The organism is Streptomyces sp. NPDC002602, assembly GCF_042889445.1.
Taxonomy (GTDB): Bacteria; Actinomycetota; Actinomycetes; order Streptomycetales; family Streptomycetaceae; genus Streptomyces.
In genome coordinates this window covers 397,455-415,888 of the sequence record NZ_JBIAQX010000005.1, presented here as the reverse complement: position 1 = coordinate 415,888, position 18,434 = coordinate 397,455, and the positions used below count along the sequence as shown (strand labels likewise).

General features: G+C 71.4%; 13 protein-coding genes. 5 read left to right on the top strand and 8 right to left on the bottom strand.

The window, feature by feature from the left end:
• The first annotated feature begins 118 nt into the window (after positions 1-118).
• Together ACFYW3_RS18060 and ACFYW3_RS18055 are read left to right on the top strand one after the other, a co-directional pair.
• Positions 119-994: a S1 family peptidase gene (locus tag ACFYW3_RS18060; protein ID WP_351752644.1), complete on the top strand. Its 876-nt coding sequence runs from the start codon at positions 119-121 to the stop codon at positions 992-994.
• Positions 995-1,074: 80 nt separating this feature from the next.
• Positions 1,075-1,554: a hypothetical protein gene (locus tag ACFYW3_RS18055; RefSeq protein WP_389386733.1), complete on the top strand. Its 480-nt coding sequence runs from the start codon at positions 1,075-1,077 to the stop codon at positions 1,552-1,554.
• Positions 1,555-1,577: 23 nt separating this feature from the next.
• Here the strand turns inward: ACFYW3_RS18055 and ACFYW3_RS18050 are convergent, their stop codons facing one another.
• From ACFYW3_RS18050 to fxsA, 6 genes are all read right to left on the bottom strand, one after another.
• Positions 1,578-2,474, bottom strand: coding sequence for a DUF4231 domain-containing protein (locus ACFYW3_RS18050; protein WP_351752646.1), 897 nt, complete (start codon positions 2,472-2,474; stop codon positions 1,578-1,580).
• 76 nt (positions 2,475-2,550) lie between these two features.
• Complete coding sequence (gene fxsT, locus ACFYW3_RS18045) at positions 2,551-6,534, bottom strand: FxSxx-COOH system tetratricopeptide repeat protein (protein WP_351752648.1); 3,984 nt, start codon at positions 6,532-6,534, stop codon at positions 2,551-2,553.
• The gene (locus ACFYW3_RS18040; protein WP_389386763.1) at positions 6,518-7,999 is read right to left on the bottom strand and encodes a TIR-like protein FxsC; all 1,482 of its coding nucleotides are present in this window, start codon (positions 7,997-7,999) and stop codon (positions 6,518-6,520) included. The genes fxsT and ACFYW3_RS18040 overlap by 17 nt, the downstream gene beginning before the upstream one ends.
• Positions 8,000-8,042: 43 nt before the next feature.
• Positions 8,043-8,822, bottom strand: a complete 780-nt coding sequence (locus tag ACFYW3_RS18035; protein WP_389386732.1) for an aminoglycoside N(3)-acetyltransferase — start codon at positions 8,820-8,822, stop codon at positions 8,043-8,045.
• Positions 8,819-11,083, bottom strand: coding sequence for a radical SAM/SPASM protein FxsBH, inactivated beta-hydroxylase extension form (gene fxsBH, locus ACFYW3_RS18030; RefSeq protein ID WP_389386731.1), 2,265 nt, complete (start codon positions 11,081-11,083; stop codon positions 8,819-8,821). The genes ACFYW3_RS18035 and fxsBH overlap by 4 nt, the downstream gene beginning before the upstream one ends.
• 29 nt (positions 11,084-11,112) lie before the next feature.
• The gene (fxsA, locus tag ACFYW3_RS18025) at positions 11,113-11,277 is read right to left on the bottom strand and encodes an FxSxx-COOH cyclophane-containing RiPP peptide (RefSeq protein WP_159041409.1); all 165 of its coding nucleotides are present in this window, start codon (positions 11,275-11,277) and stop codon (positions 11,113-11,115) included.
• Between the two features lie 306 nt (positions 11,278-11,583).
• On the opposite strand from fxsA, the gene ACFYW3_RS18020 reads away from it, so the two are divergent.
• Entirely contained in the window at positions 11,584-12,771 is a 1,188-nt protein-coding gene (locus tag ACFYW3_RS18020; RefSeq protein WP_389386730.1) for a hypothetical protein, read from the top strand.
• A gap of 119 nt (positions 12,772-12,890) precedes the next feature.
• On the opposite strand, the gene ACFYW3_RS18015 is transcribed toward ACFYW3_RS18020, so the two are convergent.
• The gene (locus ACFYW3_RS18015) at positions 12,891-13,793 is read right to left on the bottom strand and encodes an alpha/beta hydrolase (RefSeq protein ID WP_351752659.1); all 903 of its coding nucleotides are present in this window, start codon (positions 13,791-13,793) and stop codon (positions 12,891-12,893) included.
• A gap of 445 nt (positions 13,794-14,238) precedes the next feature.
• Positions 14,239-14,844 carry a TetR/AcrR family transcriptional regulator gene (locus ACFYW3_RS18010; RefSeq protein ID WP_389386729.1) on the bottom strand — a complete coding sequence of 202 codons (606 nt, stop codon included), beginning with the start codon at positions 14,842-14,844 and terminating at the stop codon, positions 14,239-14,241.
• A 157-nt stretch (positions 14,845-15,001) separates the two neighbouring features.
• Here ACFYW3_RS18010 and ACFYW3_RS18005 point away from each other — a divergent pair, with 157 nt between their 5' ends.
• Positions 15,002-16,468, top strand: a complete 1,467-nt coding sequence (locus ACFYW3_RS18005; RefSeq protein WP_389386728.1) for a purine-cytosine permease family protein — start codon at positions 15,002-15,004, stop codon at positions 16,466-16,468.
• Positions 16,469-16,511: 43 nt separating this feature from the next.
• Entirely contained in the window at positions 16,512-18,266 is a 1,755-nt protein-coding gene (locus tag ACFYW3_RS18000; RefSeq protein WP_389386727.1) for an amidohydrolase, read from the top strand.
• Positions 18,267-18,434: the final 168 nt, after the last annotated feature.

Sequence of the window (18,434 nt, the reverse complement as noted above, 5' to 3'; positions counted from 1 at the left end):
GGCTTGTCAGGGGCACGACGAACGGGCATGCGCCCGTCGTGCCCCCGACCGCCTCTCTCCCGGGCTCCGGCACCCCCACCCCAGCCGGGCCCCCCATCCCCTCCGGGAGGACGAGTCAGTGAGAATCCAGAGCATCACCCGAATCAAGCTTCTCGCGGCGGCCACCGGGCTGGCCGCCGTCGCCGCGCTCGGCGCACCCGCCACGGCGAGCGCCGACAGCGGCTTCAGCGCCGATCGCCTCGCCTCGGCCGGGGCATCCGTCCTGCGCGCCGACGTGGCGGGCACGGCCTGGCACACCGACCCCGCCAACGGAACCCTCGTGGTCACCGCGGACTCCAGGGTGTCGGCCGCCGACATCGCCAGGATCCGCCGCGAGGCCGGCGCCGACGCCGGAGCCCTGCGCATCGAACGCACCCCGGGCAGACTGACGAAACTCCTGTCCGGCGGCGACGCCATCTACGCGTCGAGCTGGCGCTGTTCGCTCGGCTTCAACGTGCGCAGCGGCAGCACGTACTACATCCTGACCGCCGGCCACTGCACCGACGGAGCCGGTACCTGGTGGAGCAACTCCGCCCACACCAGCGTCATCGGACCCACCGTCGGCTCCAGCTTCCCGACCAATGACTACGGCCTGATCAAGTACAACAGCAGCACCCCGATCCCGCCGGGCACCGTCGGCAGCCAGGACATCACCAGCGCCGTCAACGCCACCACCGGCATGTCCGTCACCCGGCGCGGCTCCACCACCGGCATCCACAGCGGCTCCGTCACCGGCCTCAACGCCACCGTCAACTACGGCGGCGGCGACATCGTCTACGGCATGATCCGCACCAACGTCTGCGCCGAACCCGGCGACAGCGGCGGCCCGCTCTACTCCGGCAGCCGAGCCGTGGGTCTCACCTCCGGCGGCAGCGGCAACTGCTCCTCCGGCGGAACGACCTTCTTCCAGCCCGTCGTGGAAGCCCTGAACGCCTACGGCGTCAGCGTCTACTGACCCGCGCGCCCCCGCTCGACCCCTGGACGTCCTCCCGCCTTCTGGGAGGATGTCCAGGCGTCCACGGGGGAGGATTGAGCATGAAACGTATCGGCGTGACCGGACACCGGTCGATTCCCATCGAGGTGCTCGACCACGTGAGGGACGGCCTGCGGGCCGTCCTCGACGGCCACGACGGACCGCTGGAGGCCTTCTCCAGCCTCGCCGAGGGAGCGGACCAACTGTTCGCCGACATCGCGCTGGAATGCGGCGCGGACCTCACCGTGGTGATCCCCAGCGGCGACTACGAGGAGACCTTCGAGGGCGCCGAGTCCCTGGCCCACTACCGACGGCTCAAGCACCGGGCGGCCCAGGAGATCCGGATGGCCTTCGACCGGTCCACGGACGAGGCCTACTACGCGGCCGGCACCTTCATCGCGGACTCCTGCGACCGGCTCGTCGCCGTCTGGGACGGCCTGCCCGCCCGCGGGCACGGCGGCACCGGCGAGATCGTCGCCTACGCGCGGGCGCTCGGCAAGCCCGTCACCGTCCTCTGGCGCGAGGGCGTGACCCGGGTCTGAGCCACACCCTCCCGCCACGGACGTCAACTGCTGTGTCGCGCGAGCCAGTCCGTGTGCTGCGGAGACACGTAGCGTTCCGTCTCGTACACCGAGGAGGGCCACTGGGCCTCGGTGATCGTCGTCTGCATCACGACCATCATCGCCGACAGGTCCTGCTCGATCAGGGTGTGCGCCTCGATCAGCGGATGGTGCCGGCGGACCTCGTTCCAGGCGATGCCGGCCGCCGCCGCCGCGCTCAGCAGCCCCGTCAGTCGCGGCCCGGGACCCGAACCGAAGGCCGCCAACAGGGCGAACAACAGGCCCAGGCACGTCAACAGCACGATGGTCCACGACCACAGGGCGGTCGCCCGACGCGACACCTCCGTCTTGCGCTGGTACCAGTTGCGCTGCTCGATCAGCCGGTCCCGGACGTACGTCTCCCGGCGCACGTGGTAGCCCAGACCGCGCAACCGGTGCATCGCCCCGGTGATCTCCCCGCCCTCCGGCACCTCGCCCGAGACCCGGGGATCCTCCCAGCCCATCTTGCGCAGCTCGTCCAGGCCCTTCTCCAAACGGGTCCGGTACGTCGCCTCCGGCCCGGCGACGTCACTGCCGAACGGCGCCCCGTGCACGGCGTACCGCCAGGCCAGGGACTTGATGAACTCGGCCGCGCTCCGGTTCAACTGCCACTGGGGCCGGGCCCGGCGCCGGGTCGCCCGGATGCCCACCCCCAGGACGCCGGCGTACGCCAGCGCGCTGATCGCCCCGAACAGTCGCAGCGATCCCACGGTCGGTCCCGCGGGCAGGGCGGCGGCTCCCGCCGCGACGACGAGCAGCACCAGCTGGGCGCGCGTGGCCTGGGTGGACTCCCGCTGTCGGGAGATCGCCGCCTGATCGGTGTGGTGGAAGAGGGCCGGCAGGTCCTCGTTTCGAAAGGTCATGCTGTCGCTCACAGCGAACCCCCCAGGCTGCTGTCGGGGTGGAGGGCGACCCGTGCGGGGGCCGCCCTCCGTCGGATCACACGGCGAGGGGCTCCAGATCGCGGTGCACCCGCCGCTCGTCGCGGGCGTAGCGGGTCAGACCGTGGTCCTCGCCCAGCAGCCGCGTCAGTTCGGCCACCGCCTCCGCCCGTACCCGGGCGGCCTCCTCCTTGCGCCCCATCATGTCCAGGCTGACCGCCATGTTGGAGGCGCTCGCCAGGGTCTCGGGGTGATGCACTCCCAGTGCCTCGCGCAGCCGCATCACCGACAGCCGCTCCAGTTCCAGCGCGCCCTCCGGATCACCGAGGTCCGCCCGGGCGTTGGCCAGGTTCAGATGGGTGAAGATCGTGTGCGGGTGGTTGTCGCCCAACACCTCGCGCATGTGTCGGATCGTCTGCCGCAACATCGGCTCCGCCGTGTCCGCCGCTCCCGTGCCCCAGTGGAACACCGCGAGGTTGTTGACCGCGGCCAGGGTGTACGGGTGCCGCTCGCCCGGCACCTTCATGAACTCGTCCACCACCTCCTGCGCCAGGTCCCGCGCCGCACCCGGATCGCCCGTCGCGAACAGGTCGGAGGCGAGGTTGAGTTCGCAGGCCAACAGGTCGGGGTTGACCGAGGTGTACTTGGCCCGGTACCGGTTGCGGGTCGCCGTCGTCAGCCGCAGCGCGTCCTCCAACTCGCCCGCCCTGCGCAACGACACCGCCAGGTTCTTCGCGGCCGACAGGGTGCCCGGGAAGGCCCGGCCCAGCGTCCGCTTGTAGATCTCGTACGTCCGTGCCAGGAGCTGCACCGAGTCGTCGTACCGGCCGACCTCGCGCAGGTCACGGGCCAGGTTCTGGGCCGACGAGAGCGTGTACGGGTGGTCCGTGCCCAGCACCTCGGTACGCCGGTCGAAGACCTCCTGGTCGATCTCCCGGGCCCGGGCGTACTGGCCTACCATGCGCAGGTTCAGCGCCAGGTTGTTGGCCGCGGCCAGGGTGCGGGGGTGCGCCTCGTGGAATATCTGGCTGAAGCCCTCGTGGGCGGCCGTCGCCAGCTCCATCGCCTCCGCGTACCGACCCAACGCCCCCAGGTCCATCGCCAGACCACTGGTGGTCATGTACGTGTGCGGGTGCGAGGGGCCGAGCACCGTCCGCTGCCGCTCCAGCGTGACCTCGCCCAGCTCCTGCGCCTCCACGAACCGGCCCTGCGAGCGCAGGATGTTGGACAGGTGGAAGCGCAGGTACAGGTACTGGAGGTCGTCGTTGCCGAGGGTGTCCTTCCAGATCTCCCTCAGCTCCTCGCCGAGTTGGTACGCGGCCTTGAAGTCGCCGCGCTTCCAGAGGTAGCGGACCCGGTCGATCAACAGCCGGCGGGTCTCCGGCTCCTTGCAGTTGCGGGCCTCGGAGGGGGTCAGGTGCGGCCAGATGGTGTTGAACCGCGGCCAGGTCTCCGGGTTGTCTATCGGCTCGTCGTCGTCCGGCCTCGCCCCCGCCAGGATCCGGTGCACCGCGTGCCGGGCCTCGCGCTGCTCCTCCTCCGAGAGCTGGGCCCGGATCACGGCCTGGACCAGCCGGTGCACCTGGATGCTGTTGCCGACCTGGTCGACCTTGGCCATCGCGAACCGGCCGATCTCCCGGATCACCCGGCCCAGCATCAGCTTCTCCTGGAGCGAGGAGTCGTACGGCTTGAGCGCGTTGATCATCTCCTTGCTGTAGAGGAGGTTCGCGGAGATCGGCTCGGGCGCGAAGAACGCGCAGAGCTGGAGCAGCCGCACGGCGGCGGGGGAGCGGGACTGGAGCCGCTCGATGGACACGTTCCAGGTGGCGGCCACCGGCTCCGGGTACCCGGGCGGCTGGTTCAGCCCCAGTACCCGGGCCGCCTGCTCCGCCAACTGCTCCAGGTACGCGGACACCGGCGTCGCCGTCTCCGCGATCCAGGCGCCCGCCTGCTCGACCGCCAACGGCAGGTCGCCCACCGCCACGGCCACCTGCTCGGCGTCCTCCTTGGTCAGGCCCGGCGCCCGGCGCTGGAGGTGCTCGATGGACTCCTCGCGCAGGAACACGTCCACCGGGAGCGCGTCGCCGTACTGCGACCAGGACTGGTTGCGCGAGGTCACCAGCACGTGCCCCGGGCCGCCCGGCGGGAAGAACCGCTTCAGGGTCTCGGGATCGTCGGCGTTGTCGAAGACCAGCAGCCACCGCGAGGTCGGCACCCCGCGCCGGAGCAGGTCGATGGCCTCCTGGGAGGCGGCCGACATGTCCTCGCCGGTCTGCGCGCCGAGACGTACGGCCAGCTCCGCGAGGGCCGCCACCACGTCGTCGGTCTGCTCCGAGGAGATCCACCAGACCAGGTCGTAGTCGGCCATGAACCGGTGCACGTACTCCAGCGCCACCTGCGTCTTGCCGACGCCGCCGAGCCCGTACAGGGTCTGCGGCTGCGGCAGCACCACGGCCATGCCGCCGCCGAGCTGGTCGCGCATCCGCTCCAGCACGATGCTGCGCCCCGTGAACCCGGGGTTGCGGGGCGGCGCGTTCCAGATCTTCGGGACCGTCCCCGGGAAGCGGGGCCCGGGCTGGGTGGTGCTGTTGACGGAGTCCGGCAGGGCCATCGGCCGCTCCACCGCGCGGAGCAGCGCCGTGGTGGCGTGCACCTCGTCGAGGCGGAACAGGTCCACCGGATTGCGGTCGATGTACGGGGTCGCCAGGCGCACGTCGCCCACGCGCAGCGGCACCAGTTGGCGCCGGCCCCCGGTCGGGTCCTCCGCCGCCGCCCGGTTCCAGACGTCCACGGCCCGGGCGGACTTCAGGTAGGCGCTGGAGAGCAGCACCACGGTCCGGGCCGCGTTGTCGACGCTGATGCCGGCCCCGCCGAGGGTGTCCCCGCTCCCGCCCCCGTCGACCGGCGCGCGTTCGGCGGAGACGTCCTGCGGCACCACCCGGAACCCGGCCCGGGTGAGGACCGACTCGATCCAGTCGGCCCACATGCGGTTCTCGGCGACGTAGGAGAGGAACAGGTCGGCGGGCAGGGCCGGGCGCCGCCGGGTGAAGGCGTCCCGGATCCGCATCCGGACGTCCTCGGCGATGGCGGGCATCGAGACGATCTCGCCCTCGGTGACCACCGCCGTCAACCGCTCGAACGCGGAGAGGAGGGAGTTGGTGAGGCCGGCCTCGTCACCGAAGGTGGCCAGGGTCTCCTCGTAGGCGTAGTAGGGCCGGTAGGGGATCTCCACCGCACCCCAGTACGAGGTGAGTTCGTCCCCGACGAGACCGTTGGGGAAGCGGTCGAACCTGATCCGGGCCAGGGCCCGGCCCGCGTCGGCCTTCTCCTTCTCGCCCTCGTCGATGCGCATCGGAACCGGGTAGATCTTGATGCCCCGGTCGTTGAACCGCTCGTCGATCTGGCGCGCCACCGAGGCGGCGCCGTCGATCGACTGGTCGGAGAGGGTGAAGCAGTCGACCAGGACGTCCGGCAGGTGCACGGTGCAGATGTCCGCGATGTCGGACAGACCGGTCCGGCTGTCGATCAGGACGTAGTCGTAGTTGCGCTTCATGTCGGCGCGTAAGGCGTCGAAGAAGAGACCACCGCCGAGCCGGTCGTAGAAGTTGTCCCAGTCGAAGGTGGAGACGGTCGCCGAGTACTCGCGGTTCTGTCGGCCCGCCGAGACGAAGTCGAGCGTGCCGCCGTCGGGGAACTCCCAGCCCAGGGTCTCCGGGGTGAGCGAGACGGCGTGCGGCTGGATCCGCGCGTAGTCCTTGTGCCAGTCGTCGGCGCGCTGCACCGGGCTGGTGGCGGCCCAGGCGTACTCGCTGATCAGGTCGATGACCCCGGTGGTGGCACCCAGGGTGGAGGGGTCCAGGAAGGGATGGAAGAAACGGTGCAGCCCCGGGGCTTCCAGGTCCCAGTCCACGGCGAGCACGCGCTTGCCGTTGGCCGCGAGTATCCAGGCGGTGTTGGCGAGCGCCATCGTGCGGCCGGTACCGCCCTTGTACGAATAGAAGGTGACGATGCGTCCCCCACGGCTGTCACGACTCGCTGTCATCCGCGTCCCCCCGGTCTGATTCGTTGTGGTCGGCGGCGTCCCGGCCGCGCGGCTCGCTGTTCCGGTCTTCTCCGTTCCGGTGCTCGTGGTCGCGACCCGCACCGCCGCGGTGTTCGCCGTCCCTGGATTCGCCGTCCCCGGATTCGCTGTCGGGCGGGAAGGGGGCGGGCGGCGGCAGCGGCACGGGCGGCCCGTTCATCCCCATCGGCCCGATCAGCCGAGGGCGTTCGGTGTGGGTGCCGCCGGCCGGCGGATAGACCTGGGCGTGTCTGAGGAACTGCTGCGCGGCGGCCTCCACGACCTGCGGCAGGATCTGCCCGAGCGTCTCCATGTTGGCCACGCCGTTCGCGGCGGCCCGGCACGCGGCCCGACCCTGGCTCATCTTGACGGGCATGGTGTCCTCCAGCCGGTGCGCCAGCTCGTTCTCCTTCGCCCGGCTCTGGTGGTCGTACCGGTTCCACGGCACGACCACGTTGATCCACGGCCGGGACTCCTGGTCGAAGGCGGCGAGCCGCCGGCGGCGCTGCTCGTCCTCGACCGCCCAACGGTCGACGATCAGGATCTCGGGGCGGGTCGGCGGCTGCTTGCTGTCGAAGTGTCCGGCCTCGTCGTCGAAGGAACCGATGCTGGTCTGGTAGTTGAGGTTCCTGACCAGGTCCTCCGCGATCAGGGCGACGGGCCGCTGGGACGCCGGGTGGTACGGGTTCCAGTCCAGCGCGCTGTCCCCGTAGTACTCGGGGCTGCGCCCCTCCGGCAGGTCGTGGCGGGAGGCGGCGGCGACGGTGACGTGGAGGGAGCGGGCCGGATTGTCGGAGCTGCCGAAGGCGCTGGGCACCACCCGGTAGTCCACCGGGCGGACGGGGTCGAGACGGACGGTCTCCGCGACCCGGACGATGCGCTTGGCGAGTTCGTAGACGGCCCGCTCGTACTGCTCGGCATACCCCCGCAGTTTGATCAGCCCGTACAGCCCGTCGGTGACGTAGCGCTCGCCGAAGGTGTTGTGGTTGAACTGCAACCGCTCGGCGGGGCCGGGCAGTTGGGACGGTGGCACCGGTACCCACAGGGCGGGGACGATGGCCTCGGCCGGCTCGTTGCTCGCCGCTCCGTGCTGGATGGCGCGCTGCGCGAAGGCGAACCACTCCTTCCCGCACATCTCGCTGGCGAAGTAGCGCGGCGAGAACAGCGGGACGAAGACCCGGCAGGTGGCGAGCGCCGTCCCGAGCCGCTCCGACCATCCCTCGCCGCTGCGTATCTCCCGGTCCATGAAACCCGCCTCGGACCCGGCGGGCAGATCGGTCAGCGCCATGACGTGACTGCAGAGATCACGGAAGAGACGCTCGACCCACATGTCCGGGTCGGGCCCCCCGGCCCCGAATCTCGGTGTATGCGCATAGCTGAGAAAGAAGTACGGCTGCACTGATGCGGGCACACGCCCCCCGTCCCGAAGATGCGAGCGAAGAAACATCATTCCGGAGCTGCTTCGCGACATCCCCTCATCGTTCAGTCAATCAGCATCTGTTTTCGGTCATCCAGTCAAGGGCGTGATCGACGGCATCCGGAATCGAGAAGAGCAGGGCCGAGACTCCGCCCACCCGCCCCCTGCGCACCTGTGAATCCGGGAACGTCGCGCCGATCTCCGCGAAGTCGCCGTCGTCCAGTGCCACGTCCTCGTACGTCGTCCATTCCCCCCCTTGTCGGCCCCCCGGAAGGTTCACCTTCACCACACAGTCGTACATGCGCAAGGGGGGCTTCGGAATTCGATACTCCGCGAGATGGAAAGCAGTGCAAACTGAAAACCCCACATTGATCATGAGTACCTGCCCTCCCTCCCAGCACAGCTTTCCCAGAGGCGACTCCTCGCCCATGTGGCTTTCGATCCGATGCCCCGCGCACAGCCCCTCCGCGTCCTTGCCGAGCGCGGCGAAGGAGGTCTGCGGGTGGGCGCTGCGCACGGCTCCCGGCGCGGTGCGCACGGCCTCGGCCAGGGCGCCCATGCCCTGACTCGGTGTGGTCGCCGGGTCGAAGGCCGGCATCCGGGCGCGGAAGGTTGCCGTCTCGGACGGGCTCAGCCCGGCGATCCCGGCCAGGTGGGCGTTGGAGGTGAGGGAGTTCTCCGGGGTGAAGGTCGGTACCACCAGCGTGCCGTGCGGGCCGAGCACCCCGGTCAGGGCGTCGCGCAGCACCTCGGCGCGCAGGCCGGTCCCGCCGAGCGCGGCGTGCACCAGGAGCCGGGTCCGGGGTCGGACGCCGAGCAGGCGCAGGTGGACGGCGAGGGCGAGGGCGCTCACGCGTCGACCGCCTTCAGTTCCCAGCGCAGTTCCTCCACCAGGCGTTTGCCCGTGACGGTCAGTTCGGCCGCTCCGGACAGCCGGTCCAGGGCCCGGTGGATGGGGTCGGCGGCGCCGGGCTCGGGGCCCGCGACGGCTCGCCGGTACGCCTCCATCGCCACCCGCTCGTGTACGTCGGCGAGCAGTCGGGACACCGGGACGCGCCGCTCCCGCCAGGGCGACGGGTGCTGCCACTCCCCGTCCAGGGCGTACAGGTCGGCCACCTCGGTCAGCGCGCGCAGGCGGGCCCGCCTGCGGCCGGTCAGCAGGGCGAGCGCCGTCTCCCGCACCCCCGCCCCGTACGGGACGCCGAGCGCCCCGGGGGCGTGCCGTCCGGCCTCTCCCCAGCCGTGCTCCCGGGGTCCGCCCGCCAGCGGGGTCAGCGTGGTCAGCCCGGCGGCGGCCGCCCGGGCGAACTCCGGGACCGTGTCGTGCAGCAGGGCCCAGGCCCGGTCCAGGAGACCCCGCCACTCCTCGGCCTCGCCCGCCCCGAGCCGCAGCCGGGGCGGGCGGGCGAAGCAGTTGCGGTACGGGTCCAGGTCCTCCAGGGCCACCGGCGCCGCGTCGGGCCCGGGCGACCAGGTCCGTACGGGCTGCCAGCGCGCGTCCCCCGCCGTCGGGCCGAAGCGGTGTTCGGCGCGGCCGTCCCGTACGGCGTACCCGTCGTCGACGGCGCGGAGCGCGGCCCGCCCCCGCGTGCCCGGCTCACCGAGCCGCAGCAGTCCCAGGGTCGGCAGGTACACCTCGCCGTCCCGGTAGGCCACCTCGGCCGGCAGGTCCAACCCGCCGCGCAGCACGGCCGAGGCGGCCAGCGCGGCCAGCCGGCGGGCCGGGCCGGTGTCCTCCCGGGGGCCCCCGTGCTCCGGGTCCAGGGCCGCCAGTACCCACGTCCGGGTGAACGGGTGGTCCAGTACGGCGTCCAGGGCGTCCGCGCCGGCGTCCCCGGACCGCTCCACGGCCGCCAGCAGTTCCCAGGCCCGGGCCCAGTCGGTGTCACCCGTTTGGTCGGCGTTCAACCGGGCCAGCAGCACCCGGGTCAGCTCCTGCTGGGAACGGGCGAGTTCGGTCGGGTCGGTGAGTTCCGGGGCGGTCTCGCGCCGCGCGGTGCGCCCCTCCACGCCGTCCACCAGTTCGCGCAGGTCGGCACAGTACACGGAGGGGTGGTCGAAGCTCCCGCCGGTGGCGGGGTCGGGCCGGTAGCGGTGGGCGTAGAGTCCGCCGCCGCACGAGCGTACGACGGGGCAGCGCCGGCACGCCTCGCTGACACCGGCCAACCCCTGTTGCCGGGCGCGGACTCCGGGGTGCGCCGCCACCTGGTCGAACGCGTGGTCGAAGACGTTGAAGCCGGTGGCCGCGGCCCCCTCGAAGGCGGTCTTGAGGGAGTCGACCTGCTCCAGTTGTCCGTCGGTCTCGACGACGACGAGGTCGGTCGGGGCCAGGCCCAGGGACTCCGTCAGGCTGGGTCCGCCGCGCAGGGTGGACAGCAGCGACTCGAAGAGCCGTACGGGGACGGGGCGTTCCCGGCGCTCCCAGTGGTCGAAGACCCGCAGCAGCCAGCGCGCGTACGCGTCGGGGGCGCCGTCCGGGCGGACCGGAGGGGTCTCCCAGGTGGCGTGGGGGAGCAGGAAGTCCACCCGGGGTGGCTCCAGCTCGACGAGGGCGTCGAGCACGGCGACGGGGTCGTTGGCCACGTCCACGGTGCAGAGCAGCCCCTGGTAGAGGTGGCGGTAGGGCTCGGAGCGGAGCAGGGCGACGGCGGCGAGGACCAGGGGGTGGCTGCTGCGGCCGTCCGCGAACCGGCGGTGGCGGTCGTTCGCGGCGCGGTCCCCGTCGAGGGAGATGCCGACCCGGACGTCGTACTCGGCGAAGAGGTCCAGATGGCGGTGGCCGAGCTGGAGCCCGTTGGTGTGGATGCGCAGATCCAGGGCGGCGATTCCGTCGAGGGCGCGGGTGAACTCCTCGCACACGAGGCGGAGTCGGGCGGTGCCCGCCAGCAGGGGTTCCCCTCCGTGGAGAATCACCGTGACAGAGGGGAGAGCATGGTCACGGGCATGTTCGGCGAGCCGCGACGCGGTGTGCGCGATCACCTCGGGGGAGATCACCTTCGGTCGGGCTCGCCAGCTCTGATCTGCGTGTTCGTAGACGTAGCAATGATCACAAGCGAGATCGCATCTGCTGTGAACTTTCAGGACGATCTCGCGAAATGCGATCAGGCCGGTCATTCCACCAGTCTAGAGCGCGTACTTCATTGTCAGAGCGCAGAGTTGAAGATCGGTGCCTGAACGTGACGACCGGATTCCGTCCGCAACACGCGGCCGAGTGTCGTCGCCGCCGAGGTGCTGTGCACGTCGATGCGGTCGAGCGGGACCCGGGAGGTCTTGACCGTGGTGGTCGGGGGGGTTGCGGAAGTGTTCACGACACCGTCCTTGGGGAAGCCGGGTGGAATGGGCAGGGGGTTGACAGCGGCGCGCGCCAGTGTCAAGCGTGGACTTTACTCGTCCACGCCCCATTGGCAACCGAGACATGACGCCTGGTCAAGCGTTCTATGGAAAGCGTGACGCAATTCTCGCGGTGTCGCATTCGGCCGTTTGCCGTACGGCAAGATCCATTTCTTCCCGGGTGCGCCTCCTCTCTCCCGTCGGGGAAATGGATCATGGTGTGCGAATCCGCCTAGCATGTGCACGCCACCCTTGCCACCTGCTGTTTCGGACGGAAGCACCCCATGCGCACCCAGCGGATCCTCGCCATGACCGCCGCCCTCGCCTGCCTCGCCGTGCTCCCCGCCTGTGAGGGGGACCCGGCCCCGCCCACGTCCGGCGCCACACGGCCGGCCGGCGCCACGGCGACGCCGGCCGGCGGCGAGAGCCCGGCGGCGGTCACCCTCGCCGGTGCGCAGCAGTACGTACGGCAGTTCACCAACTGTGACGACCTGAGCGACCAACCCGGCGACCCCCGACTGCCGTTGACCGAGTTCGTCGGTGTCGGCGAGTGGTCGGTGACGCAACGGGGCGTGTGCAGCGACGCCGCCAAGGACGGGCAACTCGTCTTCTACATACCGTCGGACATGAAGGAGTTCCAGGAGCGGTACAAGCGGAGCGTCATGGAGTCCTCCGACGGCTCCCGGGGGCTGTTCAGCCGGGTCTTCGTGGGGAAGGGCTTCGTCGTCACCCCGACCTCGACCGAGTCGGCCCTCGCCCTGGCCCGGTCCGAACTGCGCGTCCTGTACTGCAACCCGAGCTTCTGGGCGCCCAAGGGCTACAAGATGGACAAGGCGCTCGTCGAAGGGTGCGGCGTCAGCGACTTCGTCAACGCGGAGGACGGCACGGGCAGCCCGAACTTCGAGACCCCACAGGACCCGGGCGGGCAGAAGCCGGGCCAACCGGCCAAGGGCAGCCTCGGGTTGGCGCGCGCCGGCAGCGTGGCCGAACTGCGCAAGCTGGTGGCGCCCAGCGTGGACTGCACGCGGTTCTCCACCGACCCCGACACGGTGGCGATCGAGTCCATCGACTACGCGCCCGTGGTCGAGGGGAACGCCCTCGAATGGGGTGTCACCGGACGGGCCCTGTGCGGGGAACCGGGCGGCGAGCAGCGCGCCCACCACCTCAACTGGCTCGACACCGTGGGCGACATGAAGAAGCTCCAGACCAGGGCGAAGGTCGCCCAGCAGGCGGACCTCAAGGACGACGGGAAGCTCAGGCGCACGGCGAGCCGGCTGCTGGTCGGCGAGAACGTCGCGGTCGAGAGCAACGACCCGGCCGTCCGGTTCGGCCTCTACCAGCAGCAGTTCCTCTACCTGAACTGCGTCCCCGGCTTCTCCGCCCCGACCGGCTACCGCATGGAGCGCGCCCGGGTCGAGGGCTGCGTCCTGACCAACTACGACCCCGAGAACCCGGTCGTCGGGGGCAACTGACCGGGACGGAGGCACCCCGTGCGGCGGTCAATCGGGACGGAGGCCCCGTGCGGCAGTCAATCGGGGTCGAGGCCCCGTGCGGCGGTCAATGGGGGCCGAGGCCCCGTGCGCCGTGCGCCTCAGGCCGGCTGTTGCTCGCTGACCGGGGGTGCGGGCACGTCCCGCAGCAGCCAGTTCAGTACGTCGGGCAGGGCGCGCAGGGCCGCGAAGTGGGCCGCGGCCGGGTCGATGGTGGTGGTGGCGCCGGGGATCCGGCGGGCCAGCCAGCGGGAGTGCCCGACGGGGGAGAAGACGTCCAGTTCCCCGTGCCAGATCATCACCGGGGTCCGGATGTCGGCCGGGTCGAAGCCCCATGGGCGGCTGAAGGCGAGCACGTCGTCGATCCAGCCGTCCGCGGAGGTCCGCAGGCCCTCGCGGTAGTTGCGCAGCAACATGGACCGCAGGCCGGCGTCCGAGACGATCATGCGGTCGTTGTCGGTGAGGTCCCGGCGCAGTTCGTCCAGGAGCCGGCCGGGGTCCGCGCGGATGCCGGCGGCGCGGGGGGTCAGCCGGGCCGCGAGTTCCTCGGGGTCGTCGGCGGCGGTGGTGTACTCCCGGACGTTCGAGTCCGCCATCCCGGCGAACCAGTCCAGGTCCTCCGCGTCCCGGGGGGCGAGGCCCACCATGGCGGCCGTCCGGGTGACCCGGTCCGGGAGCAGGGCGGCGCAGGCCAGGGCTCCGGCGGAGCCGCCGGAGCGGCCCGCCACGGCGAAGGTGTCCAGGCCCAGGGCGTCCGCGACGGTGGCCACCTCCTGGGCCACGTCGGCGACGGTGCGGCCCGGATGGCGGTCGGAGCCGCCGTAGCCGGGCCGGTCGTAGGCGATGAGCCGCATCCGGCGCTGGTAGAGGACCATGCCCCGCGGGGCTGGTCCGAGTCTGCTGCCGGGCATGCCGTGGAGCAGGAAGACCGGTTTGCCGTCGGGGTCGCCCCAGCTCTCCACGGCCAGAGCGCGTCCGTCGGCGGTACGCACCTGATGGCGCACGCGCTCCCTCCCTCACGGTCGACGCGAGTCGTCACGGTGATTGTGCTCGCCGGAAGAGGGGTGCGGTAGGGCGCACTTCGCGGGAATTCTTGTGAATGCTTTCGCAAGCAGGTGGAGGTCTTTGGTCCTCTTGCATATGCCCAGGTCAACAAGGGTGGTCACAGGGGCGTGAACGGGCGTGGGCGGACGCGAATGGCCCTTCTGTCCCCTCGGAGAGGGCCTTTTCGGCACCCCGTCTTCCGCTTTCGGGTGTCGAATTGAGACACGGGGAAAACGGGCCGCCGCTTCGAACCGGGTCGAAATGAAGGAGTTCCCGTCGCCGCGGACGAGGACACCCACGCCGGGGACGAGGACACCCACGCCGGGGACGAGGACACCCGCGCCGGGGAAGCGGAGGCCGTCCGGGACCCGGGCGGCCTCCGTCGCGCGTGCGGCGCCCGGGATCTCAGAGGTGCGGGATCAGCAGCGCCGCCGCCGAGCGGGCCCGCTTCAGGGCCACGTCCCGCTCGGCCCCGCGCTGGCCCAGGACCACGCGGGTGCTCAGTCCGTCCAGTAGTGCGAGCAGCTCCGAGGCCCGGGCCGGGACGTCCAGGTCCGCGGCGAACCGGCCCTGTCGCACGCCCTTGTCCAGCAGGGTTTCCAGGTCCCGCTGCCAGCCGTCGTCGATCTCCTGCTGGGCGACCTGGAGGGGCTCGTTGGAGGGCGTACGGGCCCACAGTTCGATCCACAGCGTCCAGCGCGGATCCCTGGGGCCGCGGGGCAGGTACAGCTCCACGAACAGGGCGAGTTTGCGGTGGGCGGTGAGCCGGCGGCCCAGCAGTTCGGTGCGCTCGGCGGTCAGCTGCGTCTCGCTCCAGCGCAGCGCCTCCAGCAGCAACCGGTCCTTGCTGCCGAAGTAGTACAGGATGTGGCCTCCGCTGGTGCCGAGCCGCTCGGCCAGCGCCGACATGGTGAGCGTCGCCAGCCCGTCCTCGGCGATCGCCGACATGGCCTCTTCCAGCATCCGCTCCTGGGCGATCTGCCCGTCGCGCCGCCGCGCCGCTCCCGCCACCGGTCCCGCCTTCCTGATCTTGCCTGGTCGGACCTTATCCCGGACAGGGTCTTGACGCGGCCCCCGGAGGCGGCGCATCTTGAATGTCATTCAAGAACTTAGAACGCCATTCAAGGTCCCTGGAGGGCCGAGGGTGCCAAGGTCAGAGGTGCGGCGGATGACACAGCAGGAGACGACGCAGCAGGAGCCGAGACTGCAGGAGCCGAGCCGGCCGGAGACGGCGGCCGACGTCGACGAAGACTTCAAGGGCGAGGTCTTCAAGGACGAGGTCTTCAAGGTCGAGACGCACGGCATCGACCCCATCCCGGACGCCGAGCGCCACGGCGGCGCCAAGGACCTCTTCTGGCTCTGGTTCGGATCGAACCTGACCTTCACCTACGTGATCAACGGCGCCCTCGCCGTGGCCTTCGGCCTCTCCTTCTGGCAGGCCACCCTGGTGGTCGTGCTCAGCGGACTCTCCTTCTTCGCCGTCAGCGCCGCCGGACTCAGCGGCATCCGCACCGGCACCGCCACCCTGGTGATCTCCCGCGCCGCCTTCGGGGTACGCGGCAACTTCCCCGCCGGCGTCCTCAACTGGGTGGTGAGCATCGGCTACACCATCGTCAACACCGTGGTCGGCACCCTCGCGCTGGAGGTGTTCCTCGACGAGATCGGCCTCGGCGGGGGCACGGCGGTCCGGGCCCTCGCCCTCGGCGTCACCCTCGCGCTGACCTTCGCCGTCGCCATGTGGGGCCATGCCACCGTGCAGTTCGCCGAGCGCTGGATGGCGTACGTCCTCGCCGTCGGCTTCGGCGCGCTGCTCGTCTTCGTGCTGCCCGGCGCCGACACCTCCGCGCCCGCCGCCGGCGCCGGGCTGTCCGGCTGGAGCCTGGCCTTCGTCGTCATGCTGGCCGGCCCCTTCTCGTACCTGCCGATGCCCGCCGACTACACCCGCTACCTGCCCCGGACCACCTCGCTGAGGTCGATCACCTGGATGGGGGCGTCGGGCGGGTTCATCTCCTCAGTGGCCCTCGGCGTCGCGGGCGTGGCGGCCGCCACCCAGACCGACATGACCGACGCCGTCGCGGGCGCCGAGAGCCTGCTGCCGGGCTGGTTCCAGACCGTGTTCCTGGCGCTCGTGCTCGGCGGCTCCGTCACCAACTCGATCATCACCCTCTACTCCTCCAGCCTGAACCTCCAGGTCCTCGGCATCCCGTGGAGCCGCTCCCGGGCCATCGTGATCAGCGCCGCCGTGACCGCCGTCGGCTCGCTCGCCGCGCTCTTCCTCACCGACTTCACCACCTCCCTGCTCTCCTTCCTCTCCCTGCTGATCATCGTGTTCGCGCCCTGGGGCGGGGTGTTCCTCGCCGACATGCTGCTGCGCCGCTGTCGGTACGACTCCGACGCCCTGCACGCCGGGAACGCGGGCGCCTACTGGTACCGGGCCGGCTACCACCCCGCGGGCATGACCGCCCTGCTCGCCGGCATGCTCTTCGCCGCCCTGACCTGCGACTCCGAGCTGTGGACCGGCCCCCTCGTGGCCCCCCTCGGCGGCGCCGACCTCACCCTCCTCGGCTCGGTCGTCTCGGGGCTCGCCTACTGGGCCCTCGTCCGGCGCGCACCCGCCCACACCCCGGCCGCCTGACCCTCCGTACACATCCCCCCAGCTGCCACAGGAGCACCACCCCATGTCACACCCCATCGCCGCCGACCTGCTGCTCACCGGGGCCCGGATCCACACCGTGGACCCGGACCTGCCCGAGGCCGAGGCCCTCGCCGTCCACGACGGCACCATCGTCTGGGTGGGTCCGGACGCCGAGGCCGAGGCCTGGGCCGGACCCGACACCGAGCGCGTCGACGCGGGCGGGCGGCTGGTGCTGCCCGGCTTCATCGACGCCCACAACCACGTACGGCTCGGCTCCGACGACGCGTGCGTGCAACTCGCCGGGGTCCGCACGCTCGACGCGATCCTCGACAGGATCGGGGAGTGGCGCGAGGCCCACCCGGACGCGCAGTGGATCGAGGCCGAGGCCTTCGACTATTCCGCCATCCCCGGCGGCCGGATGCCGACCGCCGCCGACCTGGACCCGGTCACCGGCGACACCCCCGCGATCGTGCTCTCCTACGACGTCCACACGGCCTGGCTGAACACCGCCGCCATGCGTCGCCTCGGCGTCTCCCGCGACCGCGTCGACCTGCCCTTCGGCACCGCCGCCGTCGACCCCGCCACGGGCGAACCCACCGGTTTCGTCAAGGACTTCGCCATCAAGGGACTCTCCCGCGACGGACACCGGGCGCTGCGCGAACTGGGCGTGCCGTGGGCCTCCCCGGACCGCCAGTACGGGCGGCTCGCCAAGAGCCTCGACGACGCGATCCGCTTCGGCATCACCACGGTGGTGGAGCCGCAGAACTCCCTGGACGACCTGGAACTCTTCGAACGGGCCCGGGCGGAAGGGCGGTTGAGGTCCCGGATCGTCGCGGCCCTCTTCCACCCCCGCGGCACGGGCGACGAGGAACTCGACCTCTTCGCCGCCTGCGCCCGGATGTACTCCGGGGACCGCCTGCGCGTGGGCCCGCTGAAGCTGTACATCGACGACGTCGTGGAGCCGCGCACGGCCGCGCTGCTGGAGCCGTACACCGGATGCGGGGCCCACCGGGGCGAGACCTTCTACCCGGCCGAGGAGTTCGCGGAGCTGCTGGCCGGGCTGGACGCCCGCGGCTTCCAGTGCTTCGTGCACGCCACGGGCGACCGGGGCATCCGTACCGTCCTGGACGCCGTCGAGCACGCCCGGGCGGTCAACGGGCCGCGCGACGCCCGCCACCAGGTGGTGCACGTGGAATGCCTGGACCCCCAGGACGTGCCGCGCTTCGCCGAACTCGGCGTGGTGGCCTGCATGCAGCCCCGGCACTGCGCGCCGGAGATCGCCGGACCGGGCCAGGACTGGGCGGAGAACGTGGGCGAGGGCCGCTGGCACAAGGCGTGGCCCATGCGCAGCCTGCACGACGCGGGCGCGGTGCTGGCCTTCTCCAGCGACTGGAACGTCGCCGAGATGGACCCGATGATCGGCATCTACACGGCGGTGACGCGCCGGCCGCTGGACGGCGGCGACCCGTGGCAGCCGGGCGAGACGGTGGACGTGGCCACCGCCGTGCACGGCTACACGATGGGCTCCGCGTACGCCAACTTCCTCGACACCGAGCGCGGCTCCCTGACGGTGGGCAAGGCGGCGGACTTCGTGGTGCTGTCCCGGAACATCCTGGAGATCCCGGCGGAATCCATCCCCGGCACCGTCGCGCGGACCGTCGTGGTGGCGGGGGAGATCGTCCACACCGCACAGGAGGTGCCGGCCGAGGGCGGGCCCGTGTCGTTCGAGGGTCAGGGCGTGGGATCCGAGGGTCGGACCGTGTCGCCCGAAGATCGGGACGTGTCGCTCGACGCCTAGTGCTGTGGCCGGAATGGCTTGCCGGGTCGCGGTGTCCGGTGCGGTGCATCGCAAGGCGGAGGACTGCCTCTTGTACTGGACGTACCTGAGCGGTCCGACAACGCGGCGAGGTGCCGTGCCGGGCGCCGTGACACGGTGAACCTTTCCGGTCACAGCACTAGGCTGTGC